The 17,927-nt window shown below is 60.4% G+C and carries 14 protein-coding genes; 5 read left to right on the top strand and 9 right to left on the bottom strand.

From position 1 onward, the window contains the following. Positions 1-9: 9 nt before the first annotated feature. The 5 genes from mapR to AB7M23_RS21325 all read right to left on the bottom strand — a co-directional run bounded on the left by mapR (position 10) and on the right by AB7M23_RS21325 (position 5,980). Positions 10-1,419 (bottom strand): GntR family transcriptional regulator MpaR, encoded by a 1,410-nt coding sequence (gene mapR / locus AB7M23_RS21345; RefSeq protein ID WP_454241966.1) that lies wholly within the window; start codon positions 1,417-1,419, stop codon positions 10-12. A 39-nt stretch (positions 1,420-1,458) separates the two neighbouring features. Continuing rightward, complete coding sequence (ccoG, locus tag AB7M23_RS21340) at positions 1,459-2,871, bottom strand: cytochrome c oxidase accessory protein CcoG (RefSeq protein ID WP_454241965.1); 1,413 nt, start codon at positions 2,869-2,871, stop codon at positions 1,459-1,461. A 766-nt stretch (positions 2,872-3,637) separates the two neighbouring features. Next, positions 3,638-4,537: a hydroxymethylglutaryl-CoA lyase gene (locus AB7M23_RS21335; RefSeq protein WP_065758514.1), complete on the bottom strand. Its 900-nt coding sequence runs from the start codon at positions 4,535-4,537 to the stop codon at positions 3,638-3,640. Next, positions 4,534-4,959 (bottom strand): MerR family transcriptional regulator, encoded by a 426-nt coding sequence (locus AB7M23_RS21330; RefSeq protein WP_065758515.1) that lies wholly within the window; start codon positions 4,957-4,959, stop codon positions 4,534-4,536. Before AB7M23_RS21330 ends, AB7M23_RS21335 begins: the two co-directional genes overlap by 4 nt. A gap of 94 nt (positions 4,960-5,053) precedes the next feature. Further along, complete coding sequence (locus AB7M23_RS21325; protein WP_099775301.1) at positions 5,054-5,980, bottom strand: LysR family transcriptional regulator; 927 nt, start codon at positions 5,978-5,980, stop codon at positions 5,054-5,056. A gap of 139 nt (positions 5,981-6,119) precedes the next feature. On the opposite strand from AB7M23_RS21325, the gene AB7M23_RS21320 reads away from it, so the two are divergent. After that, positions 6,120-7,352, top strand: coding sequence for an acyl-CoA dehydrogenase (locus AB7M23_RS21320; RefSeq protein WP_454241964.1), 1,233 nt, complete (start codon positions 6,120-6,122; stop codon positions 7,350-7,352). Here AB7M23_RS21320 and AB7M23_RS21315 read toward each other — a convergent pair. Continuing rightward, the gene (locus AB7M23_RS21315) at positions 7,346-8,668 is read right to left on the bottom strand and encodes a substrate-binding domain-containing protein (RefSeq protein WP_454241963.1); all 1,323 of its coding nucleotides are present in this window, start codon (positions 8,666-8,668) and stop codon (positions 7,346-7,348) included. The two genes, AB7M23_RS21320 and AB7M23_RS21315, sit on opposite strands and share 7 nt — an antisense overlap. Positions 8,669-8,975: 307 nt before the next feature. Here AB7M23_RS21315 and AB7M23_RS21310 point away from each other — a divergent pair, with 307 nt between their 5' ends. Next, positions 8,976-9,398 (top strand): hypothetical protein, encoded by a 423-nt coding sequence (locus tag AB7M23_RS21310; protein WP_454241962.1) that lies wholly within the window; start codon positions 8,976-8,978, stop codon positions 9,396-9,398. A 113-nt stretch (positions 9,399-9,511) separates the two neighbouring features. Here AB7M23_RS21310 and xthA read toward each other — a convergent pair whose 3' ends face one another. After that, a complete protein-coding gene (xthA, locus tag AB7M23_RS21305; protein WP_454241961.1) occupies positions 9,512-10,324 on the bottom strand; it encodes an exodeoxyribonuclease III in 813 nt (270 codons plus the stop codon). Positions 10,325-10,484: 160 nt separating this feature from the next. On the opposite strand from xthA, the gene AB7M23_RS21300 reads away from it, so the two are divergent. The 3 genes from AB7M23_RS21300 to AB7M23_RS21290 all read left to right on the top strand — a co-directional run bounded on the left by AB7M23_RS21300 (position 10,485) and on the right by AB7M23_RS21290 (position 16,609). After that, positions 10,485-11,135 carry a GNAT family N-acetyltransferase gene (locus AB7M23_RS21300; RefSeq protein WP_330523553.1) on the top strand — a complete coding sequence of 217 codons (651 nt, stop codon included), beginning with the start codon at positions 10,485-10,487 and terminating at the stop codon, positions 11,133-11,135. A 63-nt stretch (positions 11,136-11,198) separates the two neighbouring features. Beyond that, complete coding sequence (locus AB7M23_RS21295; protein WP_454241960.1) at positions 11,199-12,938, top strand: autotransporter assembly complex protein TamA; 1,740 nt, start codon at positions 11,199-11,201, stop codon at positions 12,936-12,938. Next, entirely contained in the window at positions 12,935-16,609 is a 3,675-nt protein-coding gene (locus tag AB7M23_RS21290) for a translocation/assembly module TamB domain-containing protein (protein WP_454241959.1), read from the top strand. Before AB7M23_RS21295 ends, AB7M23_RS21290 begins: the two co-directional genes overlap by 4 nt. Position 16,610: 1 nt before the next feature. Here AB7M23_RS21290 and AB7M23_RS21285 read toward each other — a convergent pair whose 3' ends face one another. Both AB7M23_RS21285 and AB7M23_RS21280 read right to left on the bottom strand, forming a co-directional pair. Beyond that, positions 16,611-17,183 carry a DUF2589 domain-containing protein gene (locus tag AB7M23_RS21285; RefSeq protein ID WP_065758523.1) on the bottom strand — a complete coding sequence of 191 codons (573 nt, stop codon included), beginning with the start codon at positions 17,181-17,183 and terminating at the stop codon, positions 16,611-16,613. Positions 17,184-17,250: 67 nt separating this feature from the next. Beyond that, positions 17,251-17,895: a DUF2589 domain-containing protein gene (locus tag AB7M23_RS21280; RefSeq protein ID WP_454241958.1), complete on the bottom strand. Its 645-nt coding sequence runs from the start codon at positions 17,893-17,895 to the stop codon at positions 17,251-17,253. Positions 17,896-17,927: the final 32 nt, after the last annotated feature.

The following is a 17,927-nucleotide window of genomic DNA, read 5'->3' as shown; positions in this document are numbered from 1 at the left end:
GCCTGCAGATCAGAACGAGCGGACGATTCGCCCCAGTGTCTCCATGGCCTTTTCCGATTGCTCGGTCCAAGGGCTGCCGTAGTTCAATCGTATGCAGTTACGAAAGCGCTGAGTGGCTGAGAAAATCGGCCCCGGTGCAATGCTGATACCTTGTGCCAAGGCCATCTGAAAGAGCTTCAGGGAGTCCATCTGCTCTGGCAATTCCAGCCACAGGAAGTAGCCTCCATCCGGGTGGCTGACCCGCGTTTGTGCCGGGAAATGCCGGGCAATGGCCGCGAGCATGGCGCTCTGCTGTTCTTCCAGGGCATAGCGCAGTTTGCGCAGGTGGCGGTCATAGCCGCCGTGCTGCAGGTAGTCGGCAATGGCTGCCTGCGCCGGCATTGAGGCGCACAGCGAGGTCATCAGCTTGAGCCGTTCGATTTTCTGGGCGTAGCGTCCGGCGGCCACCCAGCCGATGCGATACCCCGGTGCCAGGCTTTTGGAGAAGGAGCCGCAGTGCATCACCAGGCCATCGGTGTCGAACGCCTTGGCTGGTTTCGGTGCCTGTTGGGCATAGTAGAGTTCGGCGTAGACGTCATCTTCAATCAGTGGCACCTGATGCTGACGCAGCAGTTCCACCAACTGTTTCTTCTTCTCCTCCGGCATGCTGGCGCCCACCGGGTTCTGGAAATTGGTCATGCACCAGCAGGCTTTTACCGGATGCCGCTCCAGTGTCTGGGCGAGGACGCCAAGGTCGATGCCTTCGCGTGGGTGAACGGGAATTTCCACGGCCTTGAGTTTCAACCGTTCAAGAACCTGCAGACAGGCGTAGAACGCAGGTGCCTCGATCGCTACCAGATCGCCGGGTTCGGTGACGGCTTGCAGGCACAGGTTCAGCGCCTCCAGGGCGCCGTTGGTGATCAGTAGCTCCTCCATCGGCAGCATCAAGCCGCCGACCATATAACGCAGGGCTATCTGCCGCCGCAGTTGCGGGTTGCCTGGCGACAGGTCGGTGACCACCATGCGTGGGTCCATTTCCCGGCTGGCGCTGGCCAGCGAGCGGGCCAGGCGCGGCAGAGGGAACAGGTTCGGGCTGGGGAAGGCCGAGCCGAAGGCGACGGTTTGCGGGTCTTTGATCGAGTCGAGGATGGAGAACACCAGTTCGCTGACGTCAACTTCGGTGGACTCGGTGGCCTGCTCGATGATCTGCGGCTCATTGAACTGGCGTGGTGCGTGGGCGTTAACGAAATAGCCGGAACGTGGCCGGGCGCGGATCAGCCCGCGACGCTCCAGCAGGTAATACGCCTGGAACACCGTGGACGGGCTGACGCCGTGGGTCTGGCTGGCATAGCGAACCGACGGTACTCGCTGGCCAGGGCCGAGCACCCCGGAACGGATCAGTTCGGCAATATCGTCGGCGAATTTCTCGTAGCGTTTCATCATGGCTCGGCAGGTTCTGGGTACACGGAGTGTATGTGATCAGCGGTTCAAAGGCGCAACAAAGCGGCTGCGGGCCACGCTGCGTACGCTGGGTTCATCGCTGTCGACAACCTCGAAACTGATCTCCTGGGCGCTGCTGTCCGGACGGTCGGCAAGCATGGCCACCGAGACCGGCAAGTCGCTGATCTCGCCCGGTGCCAGGTTGAACTCGGTCTGGCCGTGGAGTACGAAGCCTTCGCTGTCGACCAGGCGCAGGCGGTAATGCTGGCGCTGTTGGGTTTTGTTGATGACCTTGAGGGTGTAGATGTTCTCGATCTGCCCCAGGTTGTTTTCCCTGAACAGACCACGGTCCTTGCTGACATCGAGCGAGACCATTGGGCGCTGGTTCAAGGCAATCACCAGGGCACCGATCATCACCACCAGCACGGTGCAGTAGCCGAGCAAGCGTGGGCGCAGCCAATGGGTTTTGCCCCCTTGCAGGGTGTGTTCGGATTTGTAGCCGATCAGGCCACGGTCATAGCCCATCTTGTCCATGATCGAGTCGCAGGCGTCGATGCAGGCCGCACAACCTATGCACTCCATTTGCAGGCCATCGCGGATGTCGATGCCGGTTGGGCAAACCTGTACGCACATATGGCAGTCGATGCAGTCGCCCAGGCCCTTGGCCTTGTGGTCGACGTCTTTCTTGCGTGGGCCGCGTGACTCGCCGCGACGCGGGTCATAGGCGACGGTCAGGGTGTCTTTGTCGAACATCACGCTCTGGAAGCGGGCGTAGGGGCACATGTGCATGCAGACGGCTTCACGTAGCCAGCCAGCATTGATGTAGGTTGCCCCGGTGAAAAACAGCACCCAGAACAGGCTGACGCCGCCCAATTGCAAGGTGAAAAGTTCTTCGGCCAGTGGCCGGACCGGCGTGAAGTAGCCAACAAAGGTCAGCCCGGTCAGCACGCTTATGGCCAGCCACAGGGTGTGCTTGGCTGAACGGCGGGCCAGCTTGTTCAGGCTCCAGGGCGCAGCATCCAGTTTGATTCGCTGGTTGCGCTCGCCTTCGGTGATCTTCTCGCACCACATGAAGATCCACGTCCAGGAGCTTTGCGGGCAGGTATAGCCGCACCAGATGCGCCCGGCAAACACGGTAATGGCGAACAGGCCAAAGGCGCAGATGATCAGCAATGCCGAAAGCAGGATGAAATCCTGCGGCCAGAACGTGGCACCGAAAATATGGAACTTGCTTTCGGCCAGGTCCCAGAGCACGGCCTGACGACCGCCCCAGTTCAACCAGACCGTGCCGAAAAACAGCAGGAAAAGAAAGCCGGCACCACCGATGCGCAGGTTGCGGAACAGGCCGGTGAAGCTGCGGGTGTGGATGTGTCCGTCGCTGCTGGCGGCCTTCTTCTTGAAGGGGGAGGGCTCGGCAGTCTCAACGATCTGGACGGGGATTCTATCGCTCATGGTTCGTCGCTCATCAGGCCTCGATCAGGCCAGAGCACTATGGCGAGCGTTCTGTTTGCATAACAGGCTCAGGTATTGCGATAAAAACCGTATCAGATTCAGTCGGGTGGGCACGCAGGCCGCAGATTACCTGGCTCGGGCCGTTGTGCGCGACGTGCCTGCGACTATCCACCGCACCCGTTGCAGAGGCGTGGATCTGTGGGCGATTTTTGAGGAGGCAGGAAGCACTGAGGGGAGCCTAGGCTCCCCTCAAAGATTGTTGCGTGCTCTTTTTATTATTGTGAGGGTGGCCTTTTGTTGTTTTTGTCGGCCACGACCTCTGTGTTGCGGGCGATCCCCATCCGGGATCAAGAGCAAACGTATTTTTTTGAGCGCTGATCTGCTTTCATCATTGCTGATACAACCTGACGGGCGCTACCTTGGGGTAGTTTTATTGTTCTCTGCCTGGTCGTGGGGCACGCCCCCGAAAAGCACATCATCTCCAAAAAAATCTGTTAGCTGCGTCTCTGCCGTGGTTGTTCTTGTTATGCCAGAGTCGTTACGTCTTATTTTTATTGGGTTGTCGCATTTTTTATTGTTGTTGTACCGAACATATAGCAGGTGGCGTGCCAACTTTTTAAAACTCAATAAAATCAATGGTTTAGAGATTTTGTTGAAAAGGTTGGCCGGGAGAATTTGTCGATTTGTTTCTGTGTTACCCGTTTTTTCCCTGAAAAATGTGGGGGCGGTAACACTGGCTGCGAGGCCGGCTGTTACCGCCACGGGATTACTGGGCGTTACGTGCACGCGCAACACGTGAACCGCTGGCGCGGCCCAGAACGTTGCTGATCCGCTGGCCGGCTGCAATCAGTGCGTCCAGGTCGATACCGGTCTTGATGCCCAGGCCCTGAAGCATGTACAGCACATCCTCACTGGCCACGTTACCGCTGGCGCCCTTGGCATAAGGGCAGCCACCCAGCCCTGCGACCGAGCTGTCGAACACGGCAATCCCTTCCAGCAGGCTGGCATAGACGTTGGCCAGTGCCTGGCCATAGGTGTCATGGAAGTGCCCGGCCAGTTGTGCCCGTGGGACCTGCGCACCAACCACCTCGAACATCCGGCGGGTTGCGCCTGGGGTGCCGGTACCGATGGTGTCACCCAGCGAGACTTCATAGCAGCCCATGTCGTAAAGCTCGCGGGCCACCGGGGCCACTTGCTCGGCGCTTACCGCACCTTCATAGGGGCAGCCCAGTACACACGACACATAGCCACGTACACGCACGCCGTGCTGTCGTGCGGCTTCCATGATCGGTACGAAGCGTTGCAGGCTCTCGCTGATCGAGCAGTTGATGTTGCGCTGCGAGAAGGCTTCAGAGGCCGCCGCGAATACCGCGACCTCCTTGACTCCGGCGGCCAGTGCGTCCTCGAAACCGCGCAGGTTCGGTGCCAGGGCGGCGTAGGTCACGCCGGCTTTTTGTTTGATGTGCGCGAACACATCGGCGGAGCCCGCCATCTGCGGTACCCACTTCGGTGAGACAAAGCTGCCGACTTCAATGTAACCAAGCCCCGCAGCAGTCAGGTCATCGACCAGCTGTACCTTGTCTGCCACGCTGATCGGCTGGGCTTCGTTCTGCAGGCCGTCGCGTGGGCCGACTTCGACCAGGCGGACATTCTCGGGCATTGTCATTGGGAAGGTTCCTGTGAGGCCTCAACGGCGCTTTTCTGATTGTTCAGGGTGGTTGCCAGCGCCTGTATGCAGCGCTCTTCGGCGGTATCCAGTTCCAGTTGCATCTGTTGGATGTCGAGTAACTGCTGCTCAAGCTGGGCGCGCCGCTCGGCAATCTTTGCCAACATGCTGTTGAGCTGCTTCTGGTTACCGCTGCTGGGGTCGTAGAGCTCGATCAGCTCGCGGCATTCTGCCAGCGAAAAGCCGATTCGCTTGCCACGCAGGATCAGCTTCAGGCTGACTTTGTCGCGGGCCGTGTAGATACGCTCCAGGCCCCGGCGTTCGGGGCTGAGCAGTCCTTGCTCTTCATAAAAGCGAATGGCACGAGTGGTAATGTCCAGTTCGCGGGAAAGGTCGGAAATACTGTAGGTCTGGCTACTCATGGCAAGGCTCGGCTAGGTGCATGCGCTAAACCTAAAGGCAGCTTTACGTATACGTCAAGCTGGATCGTGATTGTGCACGCGACAGGGTTTGAGTTCAGGCGTGTACGGGCTGCGTTTCTTGCGCGACGACCCGTTGGCACAACTCGATGATCTGCTCGCGCATCCAGCGGTTGGCGGGGTCCTGGTCCGTGCTCTCATGCCAGTACAGGTGGGTTTCCAGCGGCGGAACATCGTTGACCGGCAGTGGTGTGAAATTCAGATGATGGAGGCGAGCAAAGCGTTCAGGCACGGTCATCACCATGTCGGTCTGCTGCAACACCTGCGAGGCCATCAGGTAATGTTGTGAACGCAGGGCGATCTTGCGTTGCAAGCCCATCTTGCCCAGTGCCAGGTCGACATAGCCCAGCCCGTTGCGGCGGCTGGAAATGTGGATGTGGGTCAGGCCCATGTATTCATCCAGGCTGAGCGTGTCTTTGGCCAGCGGGTGGCCCTCGCGCATGGCGCAGACGTACTGGTCTTGCATCAGTTTTACATGACGCACTTGCGGGTCTGTGTTGAGCGGCGCGTCGACGGCGAAGTCAAGGCGCCCGGCCGCCAGCTCCTTGGTGGTCTCACGGCGTTTGCAGAGGAAACTTTCGATGGCCACGGCCGGGGCCAGACGCCGCAGGCGCTGGAACAAGGGGGGCAGAATCACCGCTTCGGTCAGGTCCGTCATGCTGATACGGAAGGTCTTGTTCGCCTGCAGGGGGGTGAAGATACGGCTCTCCTGTACCGACACACGCAGCAACGACAGGGCGTTACGCACCGGGCCGATAATGTTCTGAGCCATGGGGGTAGGCACCATGCCCTGAGCGGTACGCACGAACAAGGGATCGTTGAAGGTATCACGCAGCCGTGCCAGGGCGTTGGAGACCGCTGGCTGGGTAATGCCGACGATCTGCCCGGCGCGGGTCAGGTTGGCTTCGGTGTAGATCGCATCGAAGACGATAAACAGATTGAGATCGACCTTGTTCAGGTTCATGGGCGCTGCTCTTGTAGGTGTTATCTGCTGATCATATATCGCTTATGAATGTTTATATACGGTGAGAATAGGCTAGGTGGATTTTGGCCGGTGAACTACAGTCTGCTCAGCCCCCTTTTTTACGCAGAAGGTACTGCCGATGGATTTCGCCTATTCACCCAAGGTCCAGGCATTGCGCGAGCGCGTCACGGCGTTCATGGATGCCTATGTTTACCCGGCCGAAGCGGTCTTCGAGCGTCAGGTCGCCGAGGGTGATCGCTGGCAGCCGACTGCAATCATGGAGGAACTCAAGCGCAGGGCTCAGGCTGAAGGCCTGTGGAACCTGTTCTTGCCTGAGTCGGAACTGGGGGCGGGGCTGACCAACCTGGAATATGCGCCGTTGGCCGAAATCATGGGCCGCTCATTGCTGGGGCCGGAGCCATTCAACTGCTCTGCGCCGGACACCGGCAACATGGAAGTACTGGTGCGCTATGGCAGTGAGGCGCAGAAGCAGCAGTGGCTGGCGCCCTTGTTGCGTGGCGAGATTCGTTCTGCGTTCGCCATGACCGAGCCGGACGTGGCATCTTCTGACGCCACCAATATGCAGGCCACGGCGGTGCGCGATGGCGACGCGTGGGTGATCAATGGGCGCAAATGGTGGACCTCCGGCGCCTGCGATCCACGTTGCAAGGTCATGATCTTCATGGGTTTGAGCAACCCCGAAGGGCCACGTCATCAACAGCACTCGATGATTTTGGTGCCTACCGATACCCCCGGGGTGAACATTGTCAGGCCGTTGCCGGTGTTCGGTTATGACGATGCGCCCCATGGTCATGCTGAAGTGCTCTTCGAGAATGTCCGCGTACCCTACGACAACGTATTGCTGGGCGAGGGCAGGGGGTTTGAGATTGCCCAGGGCCGTCTCGGCCCAGGCCGCATTCACCACTGCATGCGTTCGATCGGGATGGCCGAGCGCGCCCTGGAACTGATGTGCAAGCGTTCAGTGGCGCGCAACGCCTTTGGCAAACCGCTGGCGCGGCTGGGCGGTAACATCGACAAGATCGCTGATTCGCGGATGGAGATCGACATGGCCCGACTGTTGACGCTCAAGGCGGCCTACATGATGGACACGGTGGGTAACAAGGTGGCCCGCAGCGAGATCGCCCAGATCAAGGTGGTGGCACCAAACGTTGCGTTGAAGGTGATCGATCGGGCCATTCAGATACATGGCGGGGCTGGCGTTTCCGGTGACTTCCCGCTGGCCTACATGTACGCCATGCAGCGCACGTTACGATTGGCCGATGGCCCGGATGAGGTCCACCGCGCCGCGATCGGTAAGTACGAGATCGGCAAGTACGTACCGCGCGAGCCACTTCGCAGCGAGCCTCAGTAAACCCAGACCTCGACCCGGCGGTTGCGGATTCGGCCTTCGTCCTGGTCGTTCGCCGCCACCGGCAGTTCGGCTCCCAGGCCAAGGATCTCCCGAGCGGTCACGCCTTGCCGGGCCAGCTCGCGGCGCACGGCCATGGCGCGCAACTTGGACAGCAAGGTGGCGCGCGCCGGGTCGCTCTTGGCATCGCCGAACCCCACCAGGCTGATCTTCTGGTCGAGCTTGCCGGTGCGCTTGAGGTACGCGACCACCCGTTGCAGATCGGCTTGCGCCTTGTTGTCCAGCGTGGCGCTGCCTTCGGCGAAACGAAAGTTCACCGAGAGCCGTTGTGCCTGTTCAAGCAGACCTCGATAAGCCGCAGGCATCTCGGCATTGGCCCGTACCGGCATCGCCTGGACGGTCTGGGCAATGAAGCCGCTGGTGGTGACGATGGCCTGGCCGGGTTCGCTTTGTGCAAAGCGAATCAGCGCTTGGGCCCAGGGGTTGTGCTGGCCGGGTGGCAGGTAGAAATACAGCCGACGGGCCAGCGGATAATCTTCGCTGGCGATCAGCCCGGGTGTCGGCAACATCGCACTCGCCGCACCGTCGGCGATGGCCAGGACTTTGGCGCCGTGCACTGAGCTCAGGCTGCTGAAACCGATTGCCTGGCGATCACGACGGACTTCGGCGGCCAACTGCTCACCCGATTCAAACCGTGCGGTACCGGTTGCCAGCGTCAGATCATGGGGCTCGAGCACCAGGCTCTTGAACGTTTCGAACGTACCGGAGCGATCGTCGCGAGCGTACAAGCGGATCGGCCCGCTGCCGAGACCGAGCGCGTCCCAGGTCGTAATGCGGCCTGCGAAAATTTTTGCCAACTGTTCGGTCGTCAATTGTGGCAAGGGATTGTCCGGGTGGACGATGACCGCCATGCCATCGAGGGCGATCACCTGCTCGGCCTCGGCACTTTTCAGATCGCCAAGCGCTTCCAGGTCGACCAGTTCGCTGTCTTTGATCGGGCGCGAGGCCGCCGCCAGGTCGGCGTCACCGTTTTTAAGCGCGGTAAAACCGGTGCTCGACCCGTGGGCCGCAATATTCACCTGGATCAACTCGCCCTGAGCAGTGTGGCCTTGTACCTGGACTTCGTTGGCAACCGTGCCGGGCAGGATCTGGATGTCCTGCACGCCTTGCGCTTGCAGCATGCCGCGCACCAAGGCTGGCGCCAGCACACTGCCGATGGTGTTGGAGCCCTGCAGGCGCAGTACCGTTTGCCCGGCGTGCGCGGCGATGGGGAGGGCGGCTAACAGGCTGAGGAGCAGCCGAAAAACAAGGGGGAACATGCCAGTGGGTGCTCGCGGCTAGAGGTCGTGCCGGGAGATTAAGACAGTACGATGACCGCAAGATGACGAAGGGTCAGAGGATTTGGCTGAATGGTACGCCGGCAACATTGGTACTACCCTCTGAGAAACACGCATTTTGCGTGGTTCCCTGTGGCCAAACGCCTGACGTGAGGATCGACCGATGCTGCAACGGTTAAGCGTGACGTTACTGGTTTCTTCCTTTGCACTGCTTGCGGCGTGTGCGACACACGTCGACAGTACCAGTGAGGCATCATTTTCTGCGTCGATGGTGGCCATGAGTCAGGGCATGGACCTGGAGCAGAAAGCGGCGTTCGATCGGGCGCTGACAGTGGTCAGGGAAGCATATGGGCTTGACCGGGCGCGAATGGCCAAGGCGTTGGATGGCAAGGACGCCGAGGATGTCCTGGACCTTGCTGCGGATATCCGTGAAAAACAGGATGAGGCGGCCCTGGCGCAAGCCGAAAAGGATCAGTCTGCTCATCTTGAGTCATCGAAGGCGAACCTTGCGCAGTACACGGAACACTGTGAAGCGCTTGAAACCAAGCGCCTGGCCGAGGATCCGGACAGCCGCGGCCCCAGTCGCTTTGAGGCACACGTGTGTGCGTCCGCAGACAACTATGAACGGACGGTCGACAATCTTGAAGAGATGACGGCGCAGCAGTACAAGGACGCTGATAAAGACACGATCAGCCAGCTCAAGCTGGACTGAACATCGGTGTTGTCTGCCACAGCTTGTCGGTGGGGTACCATGGCGTTCGCGGTGTTTGCATCGCGGGCAAGCCCACTCCCACATGTGGGATGCAGGCAAGCCAGGGGCGGGGCTTAGCTCAATTCCAGCCAGATCGGTGCGTGGTCCGAGGGTTTTTCCATGCCGCGCAGTTCGTAGTCGACGCCTGCATCCTTGACCCTTGGCAGCAGCCCTTGAGAGGTCATGATCAGGTCGATGCGCAGGCCACGCTTGGGTTCATCCTCGAAGCCACGGCTGCGGTAGTCGAACCAGCTGAAACGGTCGCAAACGTCAGGGTTCAGGTGGCGGAAGCTGTCGACCAGGCCCCAGTTTTTCAGCCGTGCCATCCACTCGCGCTCTTCCGGCAGGAAGCTGCATTTACCGGTCTTGAGCCAGCGCTTGGCGTTGTCCGGGCCGATACCAATGTCGCAGTCTTCAGGGGAAATGTTCACGTCACCCATCACCACCAAGGGCTGCTGGTTCTGGAACTGGCTTTCAAGCAGGGTTTGCAGGTCGTTGTAGAAACGCTGTTTGGCCGGAAATTTGGTGGGGTGGTCGCGACTTTCACCCTGGGGAAAGTAGCCGTTCATGATGGTGATCGGTGTGCCATCGGCGTCGGCGAAGGTGCCCCAGATGAAACGGCGCTGGGCGTCTTCCTCGTCGGTACTGAAGCCCTTGAACAGGCTCAATGGCGCTTGGCGCGAGAGCAGGGCGACGCCGTAGTGGCCCTTTTGGCCATGGAAGTTCACGTGGTAGCCCAGCGCTTGAACTTCAGCCAGTGGGAATTGCTCGTCAGCCACTTTGGTTTCTTGCAGGCCGATCACGTCCGGTTGGTGCTTTTCGATCAACGCGGCCAACTGATGGGGCCGGGCGCGCAGGCCGTTGATGTTGAACGAGACGATCTTCATGGAAGCAACAATCCTGGTAAAAGTCAGGATGCTAGCTGACATCGTCGGCTACGACCAGCGTGGCGGCCCTGTCGATCGCCTGCTAACGTGCTTCACGAGGGCGCGCCAGCGTAGCGAGCACCTCGCTGGCAATGAATGCCCAGGCCTGGAGGTTTTCACGATGTCCGAATCGACTGCTGTTACGGCTGAAGTCCGCTTGCTCGATGGGGGCTACAGTCATGAGACCCGCTCGTTGCTTTACCATGCCTACCGCCGCGAGCCGACCTTCGCCTACCTGTTCGAAGCGGCGCGCCCTGGTTACGACCACCGCATCCGCGCCACGGTGCGAGAGCTGGTGCAGCAGCATTTTTATCAAGAACTGCCCGCGTTGGGGTTGCTGATCGGGGAGCGCTTGATTGGCGTTGCACTGATTGCACCACCACAACGTCGGCTCAGCGTCACGGAAAGCTGGGCCTGGCGTATACGCATGTTGCTGAGCACCGGGTTCAACTGCACGCGCCGCTACCTGGATTACCAGGCGGCACTGATGGCCTGCCTACCCACTGACGCGGTTCACGTGCTGCCGCTGCTGGGTATCCATCCGCAATTTCAGGGCCAGCACTTTGGTGAACAGTTACTGCAGGCATTGCACGACTGGTGTGCTGAGGATGAGCATTCTCAAGGGGTTGTTCTGGACACCGGCAATGAGCATTACCTGGCGTTTTATGCGCGGCAGGGCTATCAGGAGATTGGTGAAATTGCGGTAGGGCCTGTTCGTGAGCACGTTTTTTTTCACCCGAACCCCCAGCATTCCCGGCAAATCGGGGCGTAATCGAGCAATGAGCGATGGCCGCGGTCGCCCGACTGCCGTAAAGCTCTGGTAGCATCGGTGCTTATGACGTATTTAGCACCTTTTACCTGTGGTTTGATTCTATGCATCGCCAGCTTCGCCGTCTGTGCACAAAGTGAACTGGTCGTTCGGATAAAGCCTGCCAACAGCGAGCTCAAGGACAATATCGAAGGTTACATTGGTAGCCTGGGTGACCGTGACGAAGAGGCTTTGATGCGCTTCAGTCGCGGTGCCGTCGAGCAGGCCAGAAAAGCGGCCCAGGCCTTGGGTTACTACCAGCCCCATATCGAAACCGAGATCAAACCCCCGGCCAAGGCGAACAAGGGGCCACGCCTGGTGATGACCGTTGAGCCGGGCGAGCCAATCCGGATTCGCGACATCACGGTACGTATCGAAGGGCCGGCCAGTGAACTGAAAGCCTTTCGGATTCCCAACAGCCGTTACTTGCGCTCGGGCGAAGTACTCAACCATGGGCATTATGAGGACGCCAAGCGGCTGATTCAGAACCAGGCTTCCCGCTATGGCTTCTTCAGTGGCCGGTTTCTCCGGCAACGTCTGACGGTCGATCCACTGGCTGGGGTCGCTGACATCGAGCTGGTCTATGACAGTGGCCCGCGCTACGCCCTGGGCAAGGTCCAGTTTAGCGGTGACAGCCCTTTCGATGAGGACCTGCTGCGCAGGATGGTGCCGTTCCAGGAAGGTGCGCCCTATGATTCCGAGCTGATCGCCGAGCTCAACAATGCGCTGCAGTCCAGTGGCTACTTCGAGGGGGTGCGTGTCGATGCGGCACCGACGGCAGCCGTCGGCCAGACAATCCCGGTGGCGGTTCAGTTGCAGACACGCAAGCCCCGTACCATGGGCTTGGGCCTGGGTTTTTCGACGGACGTCGGGCCTCGTGCCAAGGCTAACTGGACGCGCCATTGGGTTAACCCTGAAGGTCATAGCTACGGTATCGAGACCGAGGTATCGGCCCCCCGGCAGAACGTCGGCCTGTGGTACGACGTGCCTCTGGATCCTCCGCTGACCGACAAGTTTCGTTTTGCCGGCGGTTACCAGAACGAAGAAATCGCCAATACCGACAGCCTTAGTAAGCTGCTGACGGTAGGCCCGGAATGGCACAGCAAGTTGCCCAGTGGTTGGCAGCGGGTGATCTCGCTGAAATGGCAGCGTGAAGAGTATCGCCTGGGTGACGACTCCGGGTTGAGCAACCTGCTGATGCCCGGTGTCAGTTATGCCTACCTGCGCAGCGACAACCGCATTGATCCGCACAATGGCTACCGCCTGCAGTTCGACACGCAGGTCGCGAAGGAAGGCCTGCTCTCGGACACCAACCTGGTGCATGGCAATGTCCTGCTCAAGGGCTTGACCACCCTTGGGCAGAACCACCGCTTCCTGGGCCGGGTACAGTTTGGCGGCAGCGCCACCAACGGCTACAAATCAATGCCGCCGTCGTTGCGTTTTTTCGCCGGTGGCGATCAGAGCGTGCGCGGTTACGACTACCAGACGCTGTCGCCGAAGAACTCGGACGGTGACCGTATCGGTGGCCGCTACCTGGTGGCCGGCAGTGTCGAGTACCAATACTCGATTGCCGAGAAGTGGCGCGTGGCGACCTTCGTCGATCAAGGCAACTCATTCAACAGTCTGGAACTGCCCAGCCTCAAGACCGGTGTTGGTCTTGGTGTGCGCTGGGTATCTCCGGTGGGCCCACTGCGCCTGGACCTCGCCCACGCGCTGGATGACGATGGCGGTATTCGTTTGCACTTTTCCATGGGGCCGGAACTGTGAGTCGTGTGTTTAAAGGGATTGCCATCGGCCTGGTCGGCCTACTGCTGATTGTGGTCTTCGGTGTGGCCGCTGTACTGGGTACGCAGGCGGGCAGCCGTTGGGTACTGAACCGGGTGCCAGGGTTGCAACTGGACGACTTCCAAGGGCGGCTGGCAGGGCAGTGGCAGGCCAAGCGCCTGTTGTGGGAGCAGTCGGGTAACCGGGTCGAGTTGACGCAGCCGTTGCTGGCGTGGTCGCCCGCCTGCCTGTTGCGGATGACGTTATGCGTAACCCAGCTACGCGCCGAGCGGGTGGACCTGGCGTTTGCCCCCGGTGAGCCCTCGACAGGCAGCGGCCCGCTGCAGTTGCCGGCCTTGGTATTGCCGCTGAACATCGAGCTGGGTGAGCTGCAGGTTGGTCGACTGACGCTGGATGGCAATGAACAGTTGAGTCAGTTGCAACTGGCGGCGCGTTGGAGCGTCGAGGGCCTGCGTATTGATCGCCTGCAGGTTCAGCGCGAGGATTTGCACCTGGCGCTGCAGGGGATGCTGAAGCCTGAAGGCGACTGGCCCATGCAGGCCAGCGGCCAACTGCAATTGCCTGTAGTGGATGGGCAGCCGTGGCAATTGGCCCTGAAGGTGGATGGTGACCTGCAGCAGACGTTGCGGGTAAGCGCGGACAGTACGGGCTATTTGCAGGGGCGCCTCGATGGGCAGTTACAGCCGCTGGTGGCGAACCTGCCGGCCAAGGTGCGTATCAGCGCCGACGCCTTCAAGGCGAGCGCCGACCTGCCGGATACCCTGCAGCTCAATCAGGTGTCGCTGACCGGTGAAGGCGACCTGAGCGGGGGTTACCGGCTCGCGGGCAATGCCAGCCTGCCGGCCTCGCAGGGCCCGATCGCCCTGGCCCTGCAAGGCCGGGTCGATGCCCGTGGTGCCGAACTGTCAGCGCTCGACCTGAACGCTTCCGCAGAACAGTACCTCAGGCTCAAGGCCACCGCCGACTGGCAACAGAGCATCAAGGCTAGTGCTCAGCTTGAGTGGCTGGACTTCCCCTGGTTGCGCCTTTACCCGCTGGATGACGCGCCGCAAGTCACCCTGCGTCGTTTCAATGGCCAGGTCCGTTACCAGGAAGGGCGTTACGAAGGGGATTTTGCCGGTGACCTGGACGGCCCGGCCGGTGCGTTCAAGATCAGCAGCCCGTTCAAGGGCGACCTCACGGCTATCGACTTGCCGCAGCTTGTTCTGAGTGCGGGGCAGGGTAAGGCCGCCGGTAACCTGCGGGTGCAGTTCGCTCAAGGCATTGCCTGGGATACGGCACTGGAGTTGTCCGCGCTTAATCCTGCGTATTGGCTGGCCGAGTTGCCCGGTACATTGGCTGGGCCGTTGCGCAGCACGGGCGAGTTCAAGGATGGCCACCTGCGTCTGGATGCCGATGTAAACCTCAAGGGCCGCCTGCGTGGCCAGCCGGCGCTGCTTCAGGCCAAGGCTGGCGGTACAGGGGAACAGTGGACCTTGGGCACCCTGGAAATTCGGCTGGGGGACAACCGTATCAACGGTAGCGGCAGCCTTCAGCAGCGCCTTGCGGGCCAGCTCGACCTCGACATGCCCCGTTTAGGGCAGCTCTGGCCGCAACTGCAGGGGCGTTTGAAAGGGCGCCTGGACGTTGCGGGCACACTCAAGGCCCCACAAGGGAAATTGACCTTGCAAGGGCAGCAGTTGGCCCAGGCCCAGAACCATCTGCAACGCCTGGATCTCAGCGCGCAGATGGACTCGGCACAACGTGTACGGATTGAGTTGGAGGCCGGTGCGATCCAGTTGGGTGAAACGGGAATGGGTACGCTTACTGCCAAGGGGCAGGGCGACAGGCGTCAACAGCAATTGCGCCTGGGCCTGAAGGGGCCGCAACTGGTGCTTGACCTCGAATTGGACGGTCAGCTGGACAAAGACAACTGGCGGGGGCGCCTGGCCAGTGGGCGTATCCAGGCCGGAGGCCAGGATTGGCAGTTGCAGGCCCCGGCCCGGCTACAGCGCCTGGCGAATGGCCAGATTGACTTCTTTGCTCATTGCTGGCGTTCGGGTGATGCCAGCCTGTGCGGCGAAGACCAGCGCCTGGCCCCCGAGCCCAAGCTGCGTTATCACCTCAAGCAGTTCCCGTTGCAGAGCCTGGCCCAATGGTTGCCGAAAGACTTTGCCTGGAACGGCCAACTCAATGCCGATATCAACCTTGACCTGCCGGCCAGCGGGCCCAAAGGACGGGTTCAGGTTGATGCCAGTGGTGGCACCCTGAGGCTGCGCGAGAAAGGCCAGTGGCTGGATTTCCCTTACCAGACCCTGCGCCTGGACAGCACCTTGGGCCCACGGCGGGTAGATTCCCGTTTGGCGTTTCGTGCCGAGCGACTGGGTGAGCTGACCTTGGACACGCGTCTTGATCCGCTGGCGAAAAACAAACCTGTCAGTGGTACGTTCAGTTTGAATGGCCTGGACCTTTCCATCGCCCGGCCTTTTGTTCCGATGGTCGAGCGCTTGGCCGGCCAGTTGAATGGCAGCGGCAGGTTGTCCGGCACGTTGCTGGCGCCACAGGTCAACGGTAGCCTGACCCTTTCGCAGGGCGAGGCCAGCGGTGCAGAACTGCCCATCAGCCTGCGTGAGCTGACCTTGCGTGCCGTGATCGCCGGTGAGCAGGTTCAGTTGCAGGGTGACTGGAAAAGTGGCGAGACTGGCCAGGGACAGTTGAGTGGTCAGATCGGCTGGGCGCGCGCGTTGGCGGTCGACCTGCGTGTTCATGGTCAGCGCTTGCCAGTCAACGTCGAGCCCTACGCCGTGCTGGAGGTAGCCCCGGACCTGAACATCGGCCTGCAAGGCGACAAGTTGGCAATCACAGGCAAAGTGCTGGTGCCCAAGGGCAAGATCAGCATCCGCGAGTTGCCGCCATCCACCGTCAAGGTATCCGATGATACGGTGATCGTCGGCCACCAGACCGAAGCGGGTCAGGCCCCCTTGGCGATGGCCATGAACGTCGACGTCGAGGTAGGGCAGGACAAGCTGTCGTTCAGAGGGTTTGGTTTGAGTGCCAACCTGCGGGGTGCCGTGCATATCGGCGACAACCTCGACACCCGTGGTGAGCTGAGCCTGGTTGATGGCCGTTATCGCGCCTATGGCCAGCGCTTGACCATCCGCCGCGCACGATTGCTGTTTGCAGGCCCTATCGATCAGCCGTATCTGGACATCGAGGCCGTACGCAAAACCGATGACGTGATCGCGGGTATTCGCCTCAGTGGCAGTGCTGAACAGCCGACCACCCAGGTGTTTTCCGAGCCGGCCATGAGCCAGGAGCAGGCCTTGTCGTATCTGGTATTGGGGCGGCCATTGGGCAGTACCGGTGAGGACAACAACATGCTTGCACAAGCGGCGCTGGGCTTGGGGCTGGCGGGCAGTTCGGACCTGACCGGTAGCCTGGCGAAAAGCCTCGGTATCGACGACTTCCAGCTCGACACTCAGGGGAGCGGCGCCAGCACCAGCGTGGTCGCCAGCGGCAACCTGACGGAACGCCTGAGCTTGCGTTATGGCGTGGGCGTATTCGAACCGGCCAACACCATTGCCTTGCGCTACCTGTTGAGTAAAAAGCTCTACCTGGAAGCCGCCAGTGGGATCGCCAGTTCGCTTGATCTGTTTTACAAACGCGACTTCTGAGTCAGCGAACGGTTGCAGCGGCGATGAACTCGTTGTCCGCGGATGGCGGTGCAGGATCGGGCTGGCGGCAGGGGGTAATCAGTTGGGTGTACTCTTCGATCAGACGATTCAATGCCTCGGGCGGTTCGCAGGCCTGAAACTGCATGCGAATCTGTACTTCGTCCGGGTCACGATGATCGCCTTGGCGCTTGTTCTGAGCGCCTACGGTGACCATGAAGCGTTCGTGCTTGAGTGCGCTGTTCTCCAGTACATGACTTGCATCGGCCAGTTCGGTGTTCTGGATCTTTACCGAGAGGTCGACTTGCATCCGCTCCAGGGCCAGGCCGCGTGGTGACACCAGCGTGATCAGGGGGATGCTCAAGGTATGTCGGTCATCCATGGCGACATCAACCATCTTGGCTTTCATCGGGGCGCCCAAGGCTTCGGCGTCATAGTCAAAAAACTGGTCAAACAGCTTGATGTACTGTTGTGCGATCAGGTTGTTCGCCGCCGCTGCGGCGTCCTGCAGACCTCGGGTAATGTCAGCCAGGTCGCAGGTGGCAAGGGGCTCTTTGTCGTTAGGACTGCGTTCCAAGAGGCGGGGCTCCTTTGGCGAGGGACGGGGAGGCTCCGCTCATCAGAGCGGAGCCTGTTGTCGCGTGTCAGACAGTGGTTTGTTGTACCTGGTCTGGCATTGGCAGTTTGGATTCAGGCAAGGCGTCCTTGTTCTGCGCCTCGGTGTTGGGAAGCATGACCGGCTTGGTGGCGGCATCGGTCAGGAAGTCGATGACGCGCATCAAGGCTTCTGGCGGATCCTGGCGTTTGACGCGGGTGTTGAACGCGTAACGCGCGCGGGTGTCGGTCTTGCGGGTTTGTGTTGACTTGTGGCTGACCTGGCCTTTGACGCTCATCTTGAACGGGCCCCAGCCAATGGAGGCGCCAAACTCAGCGCTGCCACCGGTTTCAGAGCTGCTTTCGGCCTGCTGGCTGATGGTCAGCTCGAACTCGATGTTACCTTCTTCAATGGCGATGTTCGGGTGGGTGATGGCCGCCAGCAGAGGGATCTGCATTTTCTTGGCGACGGTACCCTGATAGACACCCTGTTCGTCCGTGAGGGTTTCTTCATAGTCGAATTGGATGGCGACAGCCTTGCCATCTTGAATACAGACGCCCATGAGGAAGTCTGCGTAGGATTTACTGGCGCTAACCTGCGCCTGAATCATGGCCTGCAGTGGCCCGGAGATCATCCGGTCCAGTGGCAGTGCGTTCATGACCGAGCCGATGAGGCTGTTATCGATAGTTGCCATGTTGAGATTTCCTTATCGTGAAGTGCGCGTGA

The organism is Pseudomonas sp. HLS-6 TE3448, from assembly GCF_053629555.1.
Note: the sequence above shows the minus strand (reverse complement) of the source record. Positions and strands in the feature narration are given on the sequence as shown.